Genomic DNA, 18977 nt, shown 5'->3' on the forward strand with positions numbered 1-18977 from the left:
TGCACCCAGGCCTCTATCGAACCCTAAGTGAATGCTCTGGATTACTCGACCCGGGCGCGGCCATAGCGTGCTGGGCTATTCATCCAACGGGAACATTTCGAGGTACGTTGTCCGAGGCAAGCCGGTCTCCTCCTCGAGAATCTTATGCCCCGATGACTGACTGCGTGGCTCATGCTCGCTAATGACGAGCCGAAAGCGCTCACCAAGTCCAGGTGAACGCGGAAGTACGAGCTCCTTGTCGATGATTTCCGGCATCATCAGCGCAGAGATTGCGGAGCGATCTTTGAGCAGACCTGCATAATCACGGTTCAGTAACATCGAACGAGTGGCCGCTACGGCGGCAGCACTGGGTCTGGCAGCAGCCGCTGCTCGCGTTGAACCAGATGGCCGACGCGGTGGAGGTGCGGCGTCGCGCAGCTTGATGCCGGTGAGCGCGTGCCAGCCGAAATCCTCGTCATCACCAGCGCCGAGCTGCTCAACGATCAGCTCCACCGGCGAGAAGCGCGCGCGAGAGAGGCCCGTGGCTAAGGCCTCTCCATATAGCGTCACACGATAGGTGCGAGCTCCCTTACGAGTAACGATTGCTAGCCGGTCGTTGGTGAGTTGCAGGACCTCGCAGCGGACCGCTGAAGAAAGGTGCGCACCTTCTGACGAGATCGGCTGATAACGGGCAAGGGCGAGCTGGATTAGCGGCATGGCCTGCGCACCAGCATCAACTACGATATCGGCGAACCACAGTTCACGGTCCGGATCATAAGCGACCAAATGTGGAGCAACGTCGACGCGGGTACCGGCAGGAGCTCCGGGTAGAGGCAAGTCCGTGACGTGGAAGGGCCCGGGCGGGAGTTCGCCTTCAGCAGGCGGGAAAACGGTGTCAAGGCGCTCCCGCGCAATCGGTCCACTGGTAACGGCCAGGCCAAATTGACCTCTTGTCGGCGAGCCGTGAAGCAACCCGGCGCCAGGCACGGTCGGATCACTTCCCCACCGCGTGACGAGTTTGTTGAGCCGCTCATCGACGTCGGCTTCAGCAAGTCCGCCGGGCGGCAGAACCACGGCCAGCATCTCCATTGCGCCGGTAACAAGCCACGGTCGGCGAAGATAGACGCGTAAGCCCCCGCCGTCTCGATAGCTGCGCTGCTCTCCGCTGACCGAGCGCCGCGTCCAGCCGAATGTCGGGATGACATAGACAATATCCGGCGCGGGCGGTGGTGCCGAGTTTGGCACGAACCCAACCGTTTCCTCAGATGTGACGGTGAGATCGCTCCAGTGGTCGGGATCTCGCAACGGGTCGGGCAGGAAGCTTGTAAAGCGCGTCGTTGCCGTAAGCAGATAGCCCACACGGCGGTAACGAGTATCGGCGAACACTTGCTGGGCGTCATCGCCCTTGCCGAAGCTCTTGTGACCCGGCGGGGCGAACCCCGGAGCCGATAGCCGCGCAAGCTTAAGTCGCGCCGCATGGCCGCTCCCGGCGATCCACTGCGGTGCGGGCTCTTCTGGGTCATCGCGCGGGTCGAGCCAAGTGGCTGAAACGTCCAGTCGCTCGGTGCTAAGCGTGTCTATGGGCGTCGAGAATGCGAGGTCTGCCTTCGTCGACGCTAGCGGGCGGCTGATCTGGAGCTGTTCGATGGCGGGGCGCACCAATGGCCGCTGCACGGCGTGAACGAGGTCAAGGTCACGCCAAGGAGTGAGCATCCAGTCGTGGCCGCCGAGCGCGCGCTTCTGAAGCGCTCCGCGAGCGGCCGGCGCACAGCGCTCGAACCCCCATTGCAGAACACCCATCAAAGGCAGGTCATCGTCGTTCAGGGCATGGCTGACGCGCGCACGCACATGCTCCCCTTTACGAAGAGCGACCGTGAGGACACGCGTCGTGGCATTGAACGTAACCTCATTTGCTCCCTCAACTAGCTGCACGCGGAACGCACTTGCGTCCGGCCACGTCTTGCCGGATCGGTAGAGGGGCACCCGCGTCTCGATCGGAGGTGTCTTGCCGAATCCTGCGACGCGGACCACGCAGCTGTGCGCGAGCGGATCAGGAAGGTAAGGAAGCTCGAAAGTCACTGGCCCGACGGGCAGCTGATCTTCGCTCTTGTCAGTAGAGATGCTGCCGAGTTCCCTGTCGCGCGTTGCCAGCAAGGTGAAGCTCGCCGGGTCCAGCTTCCCGTCGACATCGAGCATGCCGTGCAACTCGGCGAGGCGCTGCGATCCCGCCGGCGGCACCAGGTGTCGTTCGCTCTGTTCGGTCGTCGGCACCTCATTGTCTGGTTCGGTCGAATTTAGCGAGCGAATGGCGAGGACGCTCAGCCCTTCGCCAAGGCTCGGCGGTGGCATGGTCGGTGGTCCCACCATCGCTACAATCGGTGCCTCGATGGGTTCGAACCGGCGATAGATCGTGGGCGCAGTCTCGACCCCCGCCGGCGACTTTGCGTTCTTGTCCCACGCGCGTCCGTTCCCGGCGAGATCCACTGCCCGCAGTCGAACGCGATAGCGGCGACCAAAGCGTAGCGACGGCAGCGATCCGGGCTGCGCCTGATGTTCTACCTCGAGCGGAAGCCCGGGCGGCGAGAGGCTTTCAGCGTCGGCCACGCGATCTGAGGTGTCGATCGCCCGGCCGGGCCGGGGCGCGACGAGGCTCCATCCGCTCCAACTGAAGATCGCTGCATCGACCTTAAGAACGTCCGGTATGCTGCCGTCGGCGGAGCCGCCGGCGCCGACTCGAATGACTCCTTCATTGTCGGCGATCTGCCGAGTGCTTCCGTCGGAGACGAAATGGTAGAGGCTGGTGCGGCGGCACAACGACTGCCACGGACCATCACCATCCGCCACCTCGGCGCGAAGGCCGCGCAGAAGGTCTTCTTGATACAGGGTGATGGGAGCGCTGGACGCGTGTTGCGACTGGAGGCTGGCGGCTGCGTCAAACGCTGTTTCCAAAGCTTCACCACGAAGATCATCAGCAAGAGTCAGACCGCCCGAGCGTAGCGCCGGGGCGCCGGCGCGATCGGGTTCAGGTCCAGCCGGATCGAGATCGGCGATCGATCCGTTACCTCGTTCGAGTTCGCGGCCCGGCGTGTTGGCGATGTTGATTGCGAACTGCCGCACCTTAAGGACGGAGCCATTAACGTCGACTTCGATGGGCCCGGCGCGAGCGCCGAGGCGGGCAAACCCATCCACCACCAGCGGATCATTGGCGGCTCGTGGTGCCGGCATGAAGCGATTGCGGTCCAGAACAGTTTGAACGCCAGGCGTGGAGTCAGGGAGTGTCTGGACCTCGTCTCCATGAGGCCAACGGACGTTAAGCACCAGACGGTCGGTGGCAGTTGCTGGTAGTGCGTTTCGATCGACGGTGAGATCGACGCGGAAACCTGTGGCAAGGAGGATGGGTGGATGCTGCGAAAGCATTCCAACCATCCTGTGGAAATCGATGATGTCGCGGTACTGGGCCGGGTCGGGAAGCGGCGCGAGCTCGTTCGTTTCCCACACCACATCTTCGGTTGGATCGTACGATTTTGCCCGCCGCGCAGTCGTTCTTGCCGAGAGTGGACTATTGTACACATCGTGTAGCGCAAAACGGCCGGTTACGGTCGCGTCCAACGGAGCTAGGCCGCGCTCCCCAGATCGGCGCGCACGCAGCATGCGCAAAAGAATCTCTGGCGAGGCGTCACCAGTTTTCCCGACATTGCCGATTTTCTGATGCCAAAATAGGCGTGACGGAAGCTCATCCGACGCGGCAGCGGACACGTCCCCGTAGAGTTCAGCAAGATCACTTGCGAGAGCAAGGGATGGTGACGTTAGAACCGAGGTCGAGCGTTTGTCCTCGAATCGATGGCTGCGGACCACGGTCGCAGGACCGAATAAGCGTGCATAGACGTCCGGTTCAGGTGCGGTCTCCAATTCAGCGCGGACGGTAAGTCCGGCGAACTCAATGGCAAACCGAGCGCGGGAAATCCGGTCCGCCCAGTTGAGGAAATCAGGAAACGCCTTGAGCGGTTCGTCTGCGCCATTGTCGGTAACCAACCGCGGTGACACCAGGACTGATATGCGCAGTTTCTTGCCATCCGAACTCAGGCCATTGGGGAGCGGCGTCCAGATTACCTGCTGCGTGCGCGTCATGCGTCTACTCCTCAGGCAAAGGCTGCAGCGTAGGTCGCCCAGACGCTTTGGTTGGGCACGAAGTCGATGAAGCGCGGATCATTTTGTGACCCAGCGAAACTGCGCTCGACGGTGACACTCGCACTCACCGAGAAGAACAATACTTCGACTTCAATCGTAAGTTGGGCTTGGCCCTTCACCAGCGAGGTCGAGCCTTGCTTGTAAAAACCAAGCGAAATGTTCAGCACAATCGATACCGAGATGATGCCGAGCGCCTGCACTTCGCCGCCCATCTCCACGTAACCGACGAATACAGTCGTTCGATCAGCGTTCTTCCAGTGGAAATAGAAGCCGCCCTTCACGTAGATCCCGCCCGAGGCGATGCCGAGATCAACCGCCGCAAATGCGCCGAACTCGAGCGCGGCCTCGATTTCCTGAACTCCCTCGGCGTTAAGTCCGAGGAGCACGAAGCCACCGCCGCCAAATAATGAAACGGTCAGCTGGAATGGATTGGAGCGCTCCGCGAAACCAAAAACAAACCCAACCGACCGACCGTCGAACGGGATTTTAATCGCAGCCGAGGCCATCACGTTTTTGAGCGTGAAAACGCCAACTTGGACGGACGGCACACCGAACTTGCCGCCAGCTGTTAGGCCTCCGTCTTCAAGCTTAATGATCGGCTTAAATCCGAATGCGGGCGCGCTGCTGCCGCCAGTCCCGCCGCCGCTACCTCCGCCTGAACCCCCGCCCGAAGGCGCGCCTGACGACTTGCCGCCACCAAACACCGATTTTCGTAGCGTTTCGAGGAAGGTGAGCGGACCGCCGAAGACGACCGGGTCGGTGCCAGCGAGCTTTGGGTCAGGGTCGAAGCCCTTGCCGGTTTTCGCGGTGAACGCGAAGGAATCGAAGCTGACAATGATCGAACCAAAGAAGTCGAATTTGAATGCAGTTAGCTTGGCAAACGCTTCGGCTTCCGGATCCTTCAAGCCGCTGTCGCGCGCGTAATCTCCGGGCCCAGAGCCGACCTTGCTCAACGCTGCAGGATCATCAGCAACCTTGAGAAACGCTGTCGCCGAAACCTTGATCTCAAAAGTTGAGGGCGTCGGCGTGTTCAGTCGGAGCAGCGCGACCTTGTTCGGCAGCTTCTCGACCTTGTGCTCGAAACTGGTTGTGATTTTGTCAGGACTTCGGACTGTTTTGAGCTGCGGGATCTTGCCTGCGAGCCCGACCGCGATCGGCGCGAGGATGTCCTTGAGATCCACTCCCCCGAACAACTTTGCCGAGGGGAACCAAGAGTCTGGATTGAAGCCCGCAGTGGCAAAATCAATCGCGTCGGTCGGAGACTTGCCGCCGATATGCCCGACGAGGCGCGACATGCCCACCACGCCGAAACTCGGGGTAACAAAGCCGCCAGTAGTGTCGGACTTGCCTCCACCACCGAGGTCGGCCTGCAGCGCTGCGCTAGTAGAGGCGAGGAAGACTTCGCCTTCATTGCCGGCACCAAACCCATGGTTCAACCAAGTGGACGCAAAAGCGAATTCAGCCGCGCTTTCGCCGCCGGTAATTTGCCCCACTTCGGTCGAAATTAAGGTTACCGCGCTGAACGAAGGAAAGACGCGGCGAATAGTCGACGTGGAGCTCCACGCATCCGTTTCGCTGGCTGCAAATCGAAGCTCTCGGATCGGGAACGCGACGGGGCCAGGTCCTGGAACCAGTTCCACAACTTGCTGGTGGAGTAAGGCCGTCGTTCGGCCAGGAACGCTCTGGTCCGCTCCATTATAGGCGAGCAGGGCCGCTCCCATGGAGGTGGAGTCCGCCACGAAGCGCATCGGGACGTCGAAACGAAGCGTCGCGCCGCTCAAGTCGGTAGCCCGCACCGGGAAGCGGAAGTCGAGCGGACCTACGGCGCTCTGCAATTGAACCCAAAAACTCGAAGGGTCGCTGGGCCAGGTGAGCTTGGGTGTCGTCTTAGTCAGGATCTCGACGGCACCGAACGGAAACGCGCGTCCTTCGAAGGGTTGTCGCGCTGCCGGGAAGCTCAGCAGCGGCTCCAGAACCAACACCTTGAGGTACTGCCTTAAAGACGCAACCCGGCCTCCGTTCGGGTGGGGCTCGAACCGGCGTTCAGTTGTAACGATCGCCGCCGACCGATGCCCGAACGGAAGCAGGTGACCGATGTGGACCGTTTCGACGCGATAGTCGCGCCCCATCGCGGCATGGTGAGACCACGCTGAGAGGCCGACCGGCAACGGCGGGTTCGCCGGATCGAGTGGGGGAACAGGCCATTTGCCATCAGCATCGAGCCAGCCGCCGAGTGCGGTTAGCATCAGCCGATCAGCGAACGCGGGCGTCGGCCGGTAAGCTCGCCCGCCTTTATTGATCTTCAGTGTCTCGTCAGCTGTCAGATGGACGAGATCGATCCGATCCTGCTTGGTCAGCGAAGTGCGGAAGGGAGGATCCTGGCTCGGGTCAATAAAGTCGGGCGACCAGATCGCAGCAATCGGAACCGAATCCTCGGTCGCGTCGATGCGCTCGCCTCCAACTACAGTGCCGAGGCGCGAGTGCCACAATTCAGTTCGCTTGGCGGGACCTCGGGTTACGGGCTTAAGCGCATGACTGAAGGTGCAGGCGTCCCCAAGCGGAGAAATCGCGACTCGGTAAGGCAACTCAATCGCAGTTTCGGTAATGGTCGGCGGCCGCGGCTTGAATAATAGGCGAAACCCCGGGATTGCGGTGATTACCGCGTCGACCCCGATCTTCTCCGCGAACCTTCTACCCAGGCTTCCCGCGAGCTGGAGTTCGGCGCCGTGATGCAGTTCATTGAGCTTCTTGGCCGAAATTCGTTCGCGCTCGGCAATGCTCGCAACGGCATTCGTGAGATCGTCCAGTGCTCCTCGAGCGCTATCATGAGAAAGCTCGCCGATTGACTGGGCAGTCCGCCGGACGGCGCGATCGACCTGCTCTGCAACGCCGGGATTTCCTGCGCTGCTCGTGACGATGCGCCCAAGCTCCCGGACCTTGTCAAATGGCGAAACTAGCCCACCAAAGCTTGGAAGACTAAGCGGCACATGCTCCATCGGCCAGGCAGCCATCGCGGCAAGTAGTCCGCTAGCGGACCCGTCCCAGTCAGCTGAACTTGGAGGGAAGCGATAGACGACGCGACTCCCGCCCGACAGGCGAAGTTGCCCTGGCAGTGAGCCCGCCGGTAGCGGCGAGGGCAAATCGGTGAGCGAAGAATCTCCGAACACCTCTTCGGCGGTCGATTGTGGGCTATGATAAACAGCCAGGAATGCGGCTTTGGTTGCATCATTTGGCGCGATTCGCCGCCCGTCCGGAGGTCCACTGAGGACCAGATTGTGGAGCCGCAGCCGCAAAACTAAGAGGTCGTCGGCACGCCTTAGAAGCAGTTCCACAGGCCTCGGCTCTAAGACGCCAATCCCGAGCGGCAGTGCTCGAGGGTCTAGCTCCGCTTCACCCAAGAACCATGAGCGATCCGCTAGCCGAACTTTGGTAACATTGCGCATCGGCTGCTCCTCTGCCGCGGCTGTACCGAGCGTCTTTCGGCCGGTGCGCCAGACAATGGCATCGAACCGTGACGCGTGCTGCGCACGATCGGCCATGCCTCATAGAAAACCGTGCCGATACTTACGTGAAGGAGTGGAAGAACAGTCGCCGCCGAGCTCCGCTGACGACCTTCGACTCGATCGCGAAGCCGAGTAAAGCTACCACATGTTCTAGGAGACTACTAACCACGATTGTTGCGGCGAATTAGCTTTGGCAGCTGGTCGACGTCAGGTGTCGAAATGCAAGAGATGCGCGCGCTAACCGCCACAAGCGGCCATTTTGTCACCCCTGTCCTGAGTACTGTCGAACTTCTTGACCCAGACGCGGCGCCACCCTCAGTCCACACATGCGCGACTCCTCCGCAAGGCCTCTCAATTACCCGTGGCCGCTCTCGGTTTGTTCGCCATGCTGTGCTTCATCGCATCCGGCGGTAACCGGTCCGCGTAGCCACCGTCGCGCGCCCATGCGCTGTCATCTACAATCGGACTTGGCGAGAAGTGCCTGGGCCTGAACAAGTTCGGGCGCCAATGCGTCTGCCTCGTCGTCTTGTCCCAATGCTTTTTCAGCAAGAACTCGGCGGGCCACCATGGCCAAGTCAGCGACTTGTGCATGACGGCGTTAGGGTCGCCGGGCGCATAGCCATGGCCACTCCGGCCTAGCACGAGGTCGACGCGACTATCATCGAACAGCATTCCTGCCTTTCGCGCTTCAGCCGTCATCCATTTGAGCGACAGCTTCGATAAGCCGCTTTGCGCTTCTGGGTAGCCACCACCGACATCGCAATGAACACCTGGAAACCACACTTCCTGGATGTCGCGACTTGGGTCGTTGGCGACGAGGTTTGTGCGGAAGAACGCGCGCCGCTCGTCAATCGCCACTGCGTGACGGATGGTTTCGACGTTGGGTAGCGTGTGAGTGTAGGGAAGGGCGAGCGGGTTTGCGATCCAGCCGACCGAGCTCACCGTGTCCCACAAGCCCAAGAAGCTCGGCCTACAGTCCGCCACCGACAGCGTGCTTCTAAACTCGCCTGCAAGCTTGAAATAATGATTGCGCGCCTCGTCGGTCCGAGCCCTGTTGGCGCTCCAGAGCAGCCGGATTGCGTAGGGAACGAGCGCGTCGTTTCCGGGACCGAGTAAACCGTAGCCATGAATCAAAGCCGCTACCGCTCGCGCCGTGTAAGCCCCGCGGCTAAATCCGAAGATGTAAAGCCGGTCGCCGGGTTCAAAGTGATTGATGATGAACGTGTAAATGTCACGAATGTCAGCCTTAAGGCCGTAACCGAACGCCATTCCCGCGAGGCGCGCAGTCCATTTTCCAATCGCCGTAAATAGCCCCGGCGGCGCCATGGTCCCAACGCCGGGATGGTAATAGACGAGCTGACGTCCATCGTGCTTTTCCGCCGCGAAGGCCAGTTTAAGCACGTTAGTTCGGTCAGCCGCGAATTCATTGGCCGTTCCGTCGCAGCAAATGACCAAATTGCGCGGCATCAGTGGCTTGGACCCAGTTCCGTCACGCCCGTCTTCGGCACGGCAGTGCTAGCAGTTTCGCCGTTGATGAGTGCCGCTAAGCTCGCGTGCAGTGCGGGATCATCAACAATGAAGAAAAGCCCGCCGCGCCCGTTCTGACTGCTATCACACTTGCCAGTCAGTCGACCCTGCTGATTGAGGTCGGCGAAAATGGCGTAGTGGTGCGTGCCGTCCGTCGACACGCCCACTTTGGCATGATTGGCGTTTGGCTGAGGACCGCCTTGCAGCCCGATGGCATGGCCGCTCCAGCTGCCCGATGTTGCAATATCAACTGCCCCTGGCGTTCCTAAGTCGCTGCGCCAGCAGACGATCGTTTGTCCGGCGACGGTAGTGGGGAGGCGGGGCGACGCCCACCATGTCGCGGCTCGCAGCGATACGCCCCCGAGCCGGGCCGAGAGCATTTGCCATGGCGGGGCATGCAGCTGTGATGGCTTGGCGATGAGGCGAACGCCCGACGATAACACCACGTCCAACAATTGCGTGCTGTTCGACTTGTGACCCAGCTGCTGCGCGCGCGTTCGAAGTTCCGGTGGCCCACCAAGCCTGGCTAATTGCGGGTTGGTGACGTCAGTCACCACTGAAGCATTAGCAAGCGCATCCAGTACCGCGGCAGTGTCTGTGGGAGTTAAGCGCAGCTCGAAGAAATGCTGACTGGCTTTGACGTTGTCGTCGTCAACGCAGCCTAGCGTATTCCCGTCGTCAGCGCGTGGCGCGGCAGCAGTCCCAGAACCGGGCCAAGACGGCGTCGTCACCTGAATGATGATGCCACGGCCCTGATCGTCCCAGGCCACAACGCCCTTCGAGTGCCCCCACGGCCCACCACAACTTTCGCTGCAGCCGGAGATCGGCGGATGGCGGTAAAACTGATCGTTCCACACGACGAAGTTGAGGCCCGACGCGTAGATCTTGGCAAATGTCGCCCCCAAGGGGTCCGCGGTCGATGTACCGATCAGGCCTGGGCCATCCGCAAGCGCTGGCGTAACTTTCGACGCGAATACGTACCGCTGGCTGCTTGGATAGGATTGCGGCCCACCCCCAAACAGACACGACGACAATGCACCGCTCGTAGGGAATGTGCCGGCGTTGAATTTGAAAGCGAATACCCATTCGGCTCGATGAGCTTGATCGACCATCGGGGAAGGTGCTGCGGCGAGGGCGACGTCCACCGAGAGACACAGCGCGACCACTGCGGCTAGGGCGCGCAACGTGCGTGAAATGATTATGCCCAGCGGCCATTGCGATTGCATGGCGCCTTCCCTCCCACAGTAAGCCGAGCGACTGATTAGTTACCCGAGGGTGGGGAGGGCGTAAAGCAACGTGCCATTTTGTCTGAAATGCCTCTCATGACAAGCGCATGCTCTTGCCATGAGTGTCTGGCAGCGACATCGCACTACTGCCTACCACCCGGCTCCACGTGACGCTGCTTCGAAGTTAGCGTGGAGGAACAAGCTTACGTTTGCATCCTCTAATGGTGCTGCTTTCACGACGGCGACCAACGGTATATTATTGGTAGCGCCGGATCGCGAATGACTTGCCCCTTCAAGCACTGGAGCTGCTATGGTCGCGGGTGCAATCTGGAAACGCTATCTGCCCGCCGCTGGCATTATCCACTTGGCTCTTGCCGCGCCGTCTTTGGCGCAGGTCGTGCAAAACCGAACGGTCGAATTTCCAGGCGGAGGCACGAAAAACAACAATGGGGTCATCGGACCATTTTGCTGCACCGGTGAGACGGCCATCATTCACGACACCGAGGGAAAGCCAGCCGGCTACATTTATTTCTATGACTTTAGCGGTGGCCGGATCCTCGACCCCAGCCATTCGGTCGCGTCGACCGTAAGCATCCTGGTTAGCAATGGCGCTGACCCATCGACATTTCCGGCGGCAAGGTTTGCTGCAGAGACCTGGGCGCCCGGGGCGACGGCGACGGTCGTGGTTGCTCCAATTACGTATGAAATAGGCATCGAACCGGATGTTGTGACGATCGATGGCCACAAATATTTCAATATGCAGTCGTTGAAAGCGCGAGTGAGGGTTTCGTCAACAGGCGTGGCTTCCGTTACTGCGCAGCCAGCACCGGACGAAGCAACAGCCAAGCCTGCGCCAGAGGCGGTCGAACCCACCGCCGCTCAAGCACCTGCCGCCCCGGAAGTGCTGCCGACTCTCGATGAATCCCTCGAAATCGCCGCAGCTGAATTCGTCGCCGAGAAGTACCCGATGACGTCTGCTCGCAAACTCGCGGCAATCAACGGCGATGTCCTGCAACCGTGCGACATGAAATATCCCGACACTTCGATGGAAGTTGACGACACGCCAACTCCCTCTGCGGCCGGCACAGACTCCAAGATCGGCATATTGGTGGACAGCATTTACATTCGCGACAATTTGCAGGTTGCAGGCGTACAGAGCGATGCCATTGACCGGCTGATAAAAGCATATCGAAGCGATCGGATTCAGCAGGGACGACCCATCGCGATCAAGTTTGCGCAAGTGCCGCAAGCGGCAATTGGCGGTGAGGTGGGAGCGGCGGTCCACGCCCCCCATGCACCGGTCGGAGGCCTGACGGCATATCACGGCGCCCCGGCGGTGCATGCACCGGTCGGGGCGATTGCGGGAGCTCAATTATCCCACTCCGTGTTGATACCGAGGACGCCGGAGGAGAAGCTGATCGCGTCGTTGAACGCATTGGGCTTACCACGGGCCCTGCCGTTCAAGCGGCCCGAGCAATGCTATTACACAATGTCCTTGACCATCCGGACCCCCTACCGCTTTGCACTCGCTCCGAACAACGGGCGGCTGTTCTTAATCCCGCGCTTCTCGTTTCAGGTTTGCCAGGCGCGAAAGGTTAAACCTTACGATCGCACCGTCTGCGACAATTGGGTGGAAGTGGGGTCCGGCCAACGCGCCAAGCTATTTGGGCGCTATGCCTATTCCGCAGAATGGCCCGATGGCCGGGTAACTCGCGACGTCATGGATTTTGGTGCTGACGGACCTGACGTCGAAACCATCAATGTCGTGGCACCTTGAGGTTCTAGGGACCTCCTAGCGCGCAGTGAATTTGAGGGGGCGCACGTTGGACCAATATCTAAAAGACTTGCTCAAGATCCTCGCCTTTGGCGCGACAATTGCGACTATCCCGTTGATTGTTGCTTTTGCTGGCCTTCAGCCGCCATGGCCTCCTGCCGTTGAATATGTCAGCGCCGTTTTCATCCTCATGGCAGCATTGGCCATGTGGGAATGGGGCAGAGCCGCCAAGCGAGCTTCGCGCCGTGGCCTAATGATCCTCGGAATGGCGCTGTGCACCATCGGGATCGGAGCGTATCTGCCGCTTTACTCTCTTTATGTGGTCGACGTTCCCGACACCAAGGATCGCGTAGTCATCGGGACAGAGTGCACTGCCTCCGCCAAACTCGTCTACCCACTCGACTGCCCGCATTTGCCGCTCGAAGCGCTCCCGTCGGCGGAATGGAAAGCGCAGCGCCTTTGGACCAGCACGTCGATCATGCGGGTTCAGCTTGCTCTCGTTGCGGCGTGGATCAGCTTTACCGCTGGGCTGATGGCCTTCGTAGGTGCGGTCATCGCTGGCCGGCCTGTCTCCGGAAGACGACATCAGGCCCGAGAGTCCGCGTAGCGGTTCGCGGCGCGGCCCTCTTGGTATGCTCGCCTTTGGAGGAGTCCATCTGATCGAGTTTCGGTCCCGACTGTTCAAAAACGTCGGCGCAAGTCATGACATTTTGTCACTTTTGTACTGAGTGACGCTTAGCCACAGCGGATCAGCGCCAAACTTACGTGCGGGCGAAAGGCCCAAGCTCTAACACTCGGGCAAGCTTTTCCGGCTCCACGCGATATGGCGAGCGCTGCCCCTCAAAAAAGCCGTGCCCCGCGGCGAGATGCACAATCAGCCCAGGGCCTTCGATTCGTTCGCCGGTTATGTGGTTGCGCACCCACCAATCAACTGACGCCAGTCGCGCGCCGCCAGCAGCTTCGCAGCGAATGGCTTTGCTATCATCCAGAAACGGGCAGCGTTGGCTTCCCTTGTAGCGTCGCAGTCGCACATCATGATGTCCCACTCGGCCCGAGACACGCTGACTTAATAGAATGGGCTCAAGCACTTGGGCCAAGGTGTTTGCGATTTGCGCGGCCGTGACCCCCAGTGTGTTGAGAGTGCGCTGATCGCTGTCGAGCACGTCCATGAGCCGCTCGTCAGCACCCAAGAACCCCGCACCCGACAATGCGCCTGGCCGCATTCTCCGTTCGACCCGATCAATTTCTTGATCAGAAAGTGTCATGCGGCATTTCGCGCATTCCGTTTGGGCTGCGGTGCTTTGCGGCGCAGTGGCGGCGTCAGCCGCACTGGCGGGTTATCGATTGCGGGAGCGACGTGCACGATCTTGCGCCGCGCGCGTGAATCGCGAGCCCCTGTATGGCCAATAAGTACGTAGGCCGGCTGAAGCACTTGCTGACGGTCTTTCCACCCATATTCGAAATAGCCAAGTCGGATCTCGCTAACCTCGATCATGCCTCGCTTGGACTTTAGGTGGCGCGCAAGATTTTCAATTGCGGCTTCGGGCGGCAGGAGATGGGCCTCGCCGCTAGGGCGATCGAGTTCACGCCATAGTCGTTCGACAGCCGTCGCTTCGCCGTGTCGATCTAGATAGATGATTAACTTCCCCCCGGGACCGTCAACGGGGAGGCCGTCGACCAGGCGCTGGAAAGCCACTGCGACGTCAATCGTTCGATCTCCGACGTGCTTCTTATCAACGTTCGCCTCGCCAACGCGAAGTCGCGCGGCCTTGAGGAAGCGCTGTTCGCCGCCATCCCATTTGAAGCGGTTGACGATCTCTTGGGCACGTTTCTGGCCCGCTTCGTCGGAAATCGCGAAGTCGGGCCCGCCGTCATCCATTTGCCAACGAGCCATATGACGGAAGCGAACGCCGCCCGACGCACGGAACATCGTCACTTCGAGCGGACCCTCGCTGTAAACTAGCTTGTTGCGATCGCTGCACGTCGTCGCGCGCTTCGAGGCAGGATCGAGCCCAAAATGAGCAGCGACCGATTTTAAACTCTTCTCGCTGACCCTCGGCGACGCCAATCTATAGATTTTAACGCTCCGCGCGCGGGGAGCCTTGAACTGCGCCGTGACTTCAATGTCGGCCATCGTACTGCTCCTGCAATTTTGTCGACTATTCTAAGTCCGATATTTCCACGCGAGCCAGTTGGTGGCCGCGATATTGCTGTCGCGCCAATCGAGTGTCTCGTGCTCTCGCCGATTGATCGCATCGTCGCGCGTCTCACCGGCTGCGATCGCGATGGAGTCATCGCCAGTCCAGAAAGAATAAGCGTCAGAAACCCACGCCCCGGCGATCGTATCACCATCACAAATGTCTTCGGCGTAGTCTTCACCGAGGTCGTCGGTCCACCAGCTATCGGCAGCCGTGCCAATGAAGCCGCAGACAATATGGACGCCTTGCATGGGTGGGAACCAAACGGCGCCAATGTGATCGGCGTTCGTGTTCAGCACCGCGTCGCAGCCCAACGCGCCAAACCATTTCAGATTCTTGCGTCCAAGCCGCATGTCGGTGCCGGCAACTTGGCAGTGGTCATGCGCGTGAGAGAAAGCGAGATGGACTGTGTCGTCCCAATTTCCGCCGTGATCATTGACTAGGCAGAAGTGCACATCATCGCTCCAATTCAGTGAATCCCCGCCGACATCCGGGGAGCGGAAATCCGTCTCCCAAGCATTGTCGTTTCCCCAATCGAAGACTTTGGTGTGGCCGTGGTCTCCCATCTCATTGAAGAAGCCCTCGACTTGGTCGTCGCAATAGCTGAGATCTGCCTGCTCACAGGCATCCGAATGGAAGTCGTTGATCCATTCAACTCCAACTCTCACATGCGTTCGGATTCCCATTGCCGTCTCCTTGGGCATATCAGCGAAAGTCGGGGCCGGGACGGGCATGTCCCATCGGCCGGGAACGCAGCTTTGCGTGTCGTCTCAGCGATAGTTGCGGATGAGAATGAGGATGATGCTCGCATGCCGCCGCTCCCGCGACTCGTTCCGAGCAAGCTGACATCCATAGCCGAAAAACAGCAGTCACGCTATCGCGCATGATCCGCGATAATATAGAGAGTAAACCGATTGGGCTGCTCTCGAGCCACGAGGACCAGGTTGAGCATGTCGCGACCGAAAAGGAATTGGCGGCAGTCGCGAAATGGCGCCGCGAGCGCGACGAGCGACACCGCCGTTATGGCTACTGGGCTGACTGGGGCGACCCCAAAATTCCCAAGTGGGAGCGGCTCTATCAAGGCCGGTTGATGGTGCGGCTCGAAGACGTGCGGTTGAAAACCGAGCGCTACCGCTGGGGTGAAACGATGCAGCGCTCATTTGCCGAGAGCCGCGTGCGAAAGCTCGAGCCGGCAATTCCCAGGATCCTGGCGACTATCGCCGCCATGGCCGCCGCCAAGACCAGCAACGCAGCGTTTGATGAGCGCGAGCGAATTGCTGCGGCCGAGGAGGCCAAGCGGCGCGCCGACGCGGAGCGGCGGCGAAAGCATGAGCAGAGCGCGGCGGCGCTACTCGATGAGCTGATGGAGCTCCAATCCCGCGCTGATCGGTTGCGCGCGCTGTTAGTGGCGCTCCGGCGCACGGAATCAGGTGGCCGAGTTGGGCGTCTGTTGGAATGGACAGAGGGACGTCTGGAGGGATTAGAGCAAAGCTTGGGTGGGAGTGCGCTGGAGCAGAGGTTAGAAAAGGCGGGGCTATTCGATGCGGAGGACGAAGCTGGGACTCGCTGATGTCCAATCGAGGATATCGCAGAGTGTCAGAGTGGCCTTCTCTGACTGGCTTATGCACTGCGTACGCACCGCTGGTCTGTCCTGGTTGGACTGATCGGCAAACGGGCCATCTGATCGTGACTGGTAAGCGCCCATTCGAGCCATTGCCGTGCAGCCGGTCGTCGGCCGTAAGCGGACGTTCGTTCAGGCCGTAGCTAGTGGCAGCTTTCGACCCAAACCGGACTCTAGCTTTGCGCGACCGTTTGGCAGATTAGGCCGATCTCAAGCTTGAGGGCCGATGAGAGGCACGGGCCGGCTCGGTGACGCAGAATGAGGCAATCGCGCTCCTCTCTCGCCGGCAGGGGAGCCAACTGAAGCAAAACCGATAGGAAAAGCACGTGGGCGAGGCGCGGGGACAAGCGCCGCACGGCGATCTAATCCGCTGCTAGCGACCGTCGTTTTAATACTAGCGCCCGACCTCCGACCTGGCGCGTTCTCCTCTCCATGCGCTACACTCGAACTGGCTCAGGACCGCCGCTGATCCTCGTCCACGGCCTCGGTAACACACCGCGTGCATGGGATCCGATCATTCCGGCGCTGGCCGCGCGGCGCGAGCTGATCATTGTCACGCTGCCGGGCCATGACGGCGAGCCAGTCGAGCGCGACAGCGGCACTTTTGTCGGGCTGACACGCAGCGTCGCCGATTTCGTGGCGAAACAGCAGCTGGAACAGGCCGCTATGGTTGGCAGCTCGCTAGGCGCGCGCATGGTGCTGGAATTAGCGCGACGTGGACATTCCGGACCAGTCGTGGCCCTCGACCCCGGCGGTTTCTGGCGCGGAGCGGAGCGGGCAATGTTCCGAGCGACCCTGCGTGCATCGCTGGCCCTACTGCAGGGCCTCGCTCGCGCGCACATGCTCAAGCCGCTGGCGAGGAGTTATCCGGGGCGCACCCTCCTGCTCGCGCAGCTATCGGCGCATCCCTGGCACCTGGACGGGGCGATCGTGGCTCGAGAATTGGACGCGCTGGCGAGGACGCCCACGGCGGCGGCGCTGATCGACGATTTGGCGCGCGGGCCCGCGCAGCGCGGTCCTGCTGCCGCTGGCGCCGGACCGGTGACGATCGGTTGGGGGCGGCGTGACCGGCTGTGTCTGGCCCGCCAAGCCCGCCGCGCGGTGGCCGCTTTTCCCAGCGCTCACCTGCACTGGTTCGCGCACAGCGGCCACTATCCGATGTGGGACGAGCCTGCCGCCTCAGCACGTCTAATCCTAGACTCCACAGCAGGGCCAGGGGAGCGAGAGGCACGTGACGGTTCGTCGTGGGCCACCGGCTCTTTTTAACGTGAGCTGGCGGTCCGCTAATGTCAGGTTTCGACCCAAACTTGCCGGGTCGAAGCGTTCACGCCGCTTGTGCGAGATAAGCCTGCTTCCGCCGCTGACGGCGTAGGCCAAAACCTGCCGCGATGAACCCGCTCAACAGCATGGCCCATGACGCGGGTTCTGGAACCGGCGTGATCTGCGCCGTTGCCACGAAATTATCCGGATAGCCGCTAGGGTTCGTCACGCTGCTCAGCATTCCATAATAGCCCAGCCCGGAGTTGTAGAAATTGAAGTTGCCAAGTGACTGGGTCGAGAACGACATTCCCGCAAAGGTAACCCAGGCGCCGGTGCCGTATAGGTCGTTATCGGCACCCGCGTAGGACGACAGCCCGGTGATGACATTCGTGCCGTTCACCAGGCCGGAGATCGATGTCGCGTGCCCGCTCGCGTTCGTGACGATGGTTCCGTCTGCAAAAACGGACCCAACCGACCAGGTGAAATGATAGGTGCCAGCAGCGGCCTTCGTCCCGGTAGTCGCCGGGACGCCGAGGGCGTGGCCTGGAGCAGCGAACGCCAGTCCGCAAGCCACGGCGGCAGCCCGCAAGGAAATACGTTTGTCCACTTTGATGTCCTTTCGATGAAAAGACATTAACCGGACTAAATTAAACGCTGACCTTACGAGCGTGGTTAAGGGAGAGCTAACGCGGAGATCTCGCCCATCTTTGCAGTCCCCCTAACGGCAGCTTTCGACCCATTCCGGCCGCGGCAGCTTTCGACCCAAGTCCGCCGTTAGCGCTTGCAGGGAACTGCCGACACGTCGGCGAGAGCCTTGCGCTTTGCTGAGTCTGATTTGCGTCCCCGGTGGGCTCTGGATCGTACATTTCCGCTGTCACACCACGCAGTTCGAACGAGCGCAAATCCATTCGGATCGTAGCGTCGCAGTTCGCTCCGGTTGAAAGGGAAGTAATCATTCACACCGAAGTACGCTTCGGTCAGCTCGGCGAAATACTCGCTGCTGTTCATCATAGCGTAGGCTCGACCTGAGGATTGAGCGCGATAGCTGACATGTTCGTACGACCCGGACCGCTTCGCTCTCACGAAAGCTGAGACCAGGCTCGCGTTGTTCTTACCCATGACACGCTGATGGTAGGCGTGGGCTAACTCATGCAGCACGAGCCAAGGCTGGGTGGGCTCCCACGCAAGGAAGTCATAGACGCTGTGGATCTCGACAGATCTGGCCTTGTCGGGGTTGCAGCCGTGAAGACGGAGCCATCGGCTGGACCAGTGATACGAAAGTCCTTGCTGGCCCGCACACCCAGTAGCCTCGATCCAGATCGGCACGAGCTTCAGCTGCCGCAATGGGCGGGCATTGAGCGCCTGTTCGATGTCAGCAAGCTTACGATCAAGCAGCAGCAAAGCGCGGTCGGCAGTAGGCCTGTCATTCATAAGAAGGCGTCGGCTCACAACGACCGTCCAGCCGCGCAGCTTCAAATGGGCGTAGGAGGCATCCCGGTCGATAATTACGAAGTGCGAGAGTTCACGAGCAGCGCCTCCGTTCAAATCAGCAAGCGGGATAATCCCTGCGACGTCGGCAGAGGTTGGGGCAGACAGGATGAAGGCGATTAAGCCGAAGACCAAACGAAAGATGCTGATGAAGGCCTCGTATGTTTAGCAAAGCGTGCACGAGGAGAAACAGTAGCATCTCCGAACAGCACT

At 60.6% G+C, this 18977-nt stretch carries 13 protein-coding genes; 4 read left to right on the forward strand and 9 right to left on the reverse strand.

The annotated features are described in order from the left end of the window. Positions 1–75 precede the first annotated feature (75 nt). The 4 genes from ABD704_RS06150 to ABD704_RS06165 form a co-directional block, all read right to left on the reverse strand. A complete protein-coding gene (locus tag ABD704_RS06150) occupies positions 76–4107 on the reverse strand; it encodes a hypothetical protein (RefSeq protein WP_344698796.1) in 4032 nt (1343 codons plus the stop codon). Positions 4108–4118: 11 nt separating this feature from the next. Beyond that, positions 4119–7706 carry a hypothetical protein gene (locus ABD704_RS06155; RefSeq protein WP_344698797.1) on the reverse strand — a complete coding sequence of 1196 codons (3588 nt, stop codon included), beginning with the start codon at positions 7704–7706 and terminating at the stop codon, positions 4119–4121. 315 nt (positions 7707–8021) lie between these two features. Further along, positions 8022–9137 carry a DUF2235 domain-containing protein gene (locus ABD704_RS06160; protein ID WP_344698798.1) on the reverse strand — a complete coding sequence of 372 codons (1116 nt, stop codon included), beginning with the start codon at positions 9135–9137 and terminating at the stop codon, positions 8022–8024. Beyond that, positions 9137–10423 (reverse strand): deoxyribonuclease II family protein, encoded by a 1287-nt coding sequence (locus ABD704_RS06165; RefSeq protein ID WP_344698799.1) that lies wholly within the window; start codon positions 10421–10423, stop codon positions 9137–9139. Before ABD704_RS06165 ends, ABD704_RS06160 begins: the two co-directional genes overlap by 1 nt. Positions 10424–10733: 310 nt before the next feature. On the opposite strand from ABD704_RS06165, the gene ABD704_RS06170 reads away from it, so the two are divergent. Both ABD704_RS06170 and ABD704_RS06175 read left to right on the forward strand, forming a co-directional pair. After that, positions 10734–12200: a hypothetical protein gene (locus ABD704_RS06170; protein ID WP_344698800.1), complete on the forward strand. Its 1467-nt coding sequence runs from the start codon at positions 10734–10736 to the stop codon at positions 12198–12200. A gap of 46 nt (positions 12201–12246) precedes the next feature. Then, a complete protein-coding gene (locus ABD704_RS06175) occupies positions 12247–12804 on the forward strand; it encodes a hypothetical protein (protein ID WP_344698801.1) in 558 nt (185 codons plus the stop codon). Between the two features lie 154 nt (positions 12805–12958). On the opposite strand, the gene ABD704_RS06180 is transcribed toward ABD704_RS06175, so the two are convergent. The 3 genes from ABD704_RS06180 to ABD704_RS06190 form a co-directional block, all read right to left on the reverse strand. Continuing rightward, the gene (locus ABD704_RS06180) at positions 12959–13366 is read right to left on the reverse strand and encodes a hypothetical protein (protein WP_344698802.1); all 408 of its coding nucleotides are present in this window, start codon (positions 13364–13366) and stop codon (positions 12959–12961) included. Between the two features lie 92 nt (positions 13367–13458). Beyond that, positions 13459–14331 (reverse strand): hypothetical protein, encoded by an 873-nt coding sequence (locus ABD704_RS06185; RefSeq protein WP_344698803.1) that lies wholly within the window; start codon positions 14329–14331, stop codon positions 13459–13461. A gap of 30 nt (positions 14332–14361) precedes the next feature. Beyond that, positions 14362–15081 carry a DUF6345 domain-containing protein gene (locus tag ABD704_RS06190; protein ID WP_344698804.1) on the reverse strand — a complete coding sequence of 240 codons (720 nt, stop codon included), beginning with the start codon at positions 15079–15081 and terminating at the stop codon, positions 14362–14364. 197 nt (positions 15082–15278) lie between these two features. Between ABD704_RS06190 and ABD704_RS06195 the strand changes: the two genes are divergently transcribed. Then, entirely contained in the window at positions 15279–15965 is a 687-nt protein-coding gene (locus tag ABD704_RS06195) for a hypothetical protein (RefSeq protein WP_344698805.1), read from the forward strand. A 483-nt stretch (positions 15966–16448) separates the two neighbouring features. Beyond that, entirely contained in the window at positions 16449–17282 is an 834-nt protein-coding gene (locus ABD704_RS06200) for an alpha/beta fold hydrolase (protein ID WP_344698806.1), read from the forward strand. A gap of 58 nt (positions 17283–17340) precedes the next feature. Here ABD704_RS06200 and ABD704_RS06205 read toward each other — a convergent pair whose 3' ends face one another. Both ABD704_RS06205 and ABD704_RS06210 read right to left on the reverse strand, forming a co-directional pair. Next, on the reverse strand, positions 17341–17883 hold the full coding sequence (locus ABD704_RS06205; protein ID WP_344698807.1) for a PEPxxWA-CTERM sorting domain-containing protein: 543 nt from the start codon (positions 17881–17883) through the stop codon (positions 17341–17343). Between the two features lie 167 nt (positions 17884–18050). Beyond that, on the reverse strand, positions 18051–18899 hold the full coding sequence (locus ABD704_RS06210) for a M90 metallopeptidase family protein (protein WP_344698808.1): 849 nt from the start codon (positions 18897–18899) through the stop codon (positions 18051–18053). Positions 18900–18977: the final 78 nt, after the last annotated feature.

The sequence above is a fragment of the Sphingomonas limnosediminicola genome, from assembly GCF_039537965.1.
GTDB classification, from domain to species: Bacteria; Pseudomonadota; Alphaproteobacteria; order Sphingomonadales; family Sphingomonadaceae; genus Sphingomicrobium; species Sphingomicrobium limnosediminicola.

Bases quoted from the DNA above. Each gene is read 5' to 3' on its own strand.
- ABD704_RS06150 (WP_344698796.1), bottom strand. From the start codon at position 4,107: ATGACGCGCACGCAGCAGGTAATCTGGACGCCGCTCCCCAATGGCCTG.
- ABD704_RS06155 (WP_344698797.1), bottom strand. From the start codon at position 7,706: ATGGCCGATCGTGCGCAGCACGCGTCACGGTTCGATGCCATTGTCTGG.
- ABD704_RS06160 (WP_344698798.1), bottom strand. From the start codon at position 9,137: ATGCCGCGCAATTTGGTCATTTGCTGCGACGGAACGGCCAATGAATTC.
- ABD704_RS06165 (WP_344698799.1), bottom strand. From the start codon at position 10,423: ATGCAATCGCAATGGCCGCTGGGCATAATCATTTCACGCACGTTGCGC.
- ABD704_RS06170 (WP_344698800.1), top strand. From the start codon at position 10,734: ATGGTCGCGGGTGCAATCTGGAAACGCTATCTGCCCGCCGCTGGCATT.
- ABD704_RS06180 (WP_344698802.1), bottom strand. From the start codon at position 13,366: ATGGACGTGCTCGACAGCGATCAGCGCACTCTCAACACACTGGGGGTC.
- ABD704_RS06185 (WP_344698803.1), bottom strand. From the start codon at position 14,331: ATGGCCGACATTGAAGTCACGGCGCAGTTCAAGGCTCCCCGCGCGCGG.
- ABD704_RS06190 (WP_344698804.1), bottom strand. From the start codon at position 15,081: ATGGGAATCCGAACGCATGTGAGAGTTGGAGTTGAATGGATCAACGAC.
- ABD704_RS06195 (WP_344698805.1), top strand. From the start codon at position 15,279: ATGATCCGCGATAATATAGAGAGTAAACCGATTGGGCTGCTCTCGAGC.
- ABD704_RS06200 (WP_344698806.1), top strand. From the start codon at position 16,449: ATGCGCTACACTCGAACTGGCTCAGGACCGCCGCTGATCCTCGTCCAC.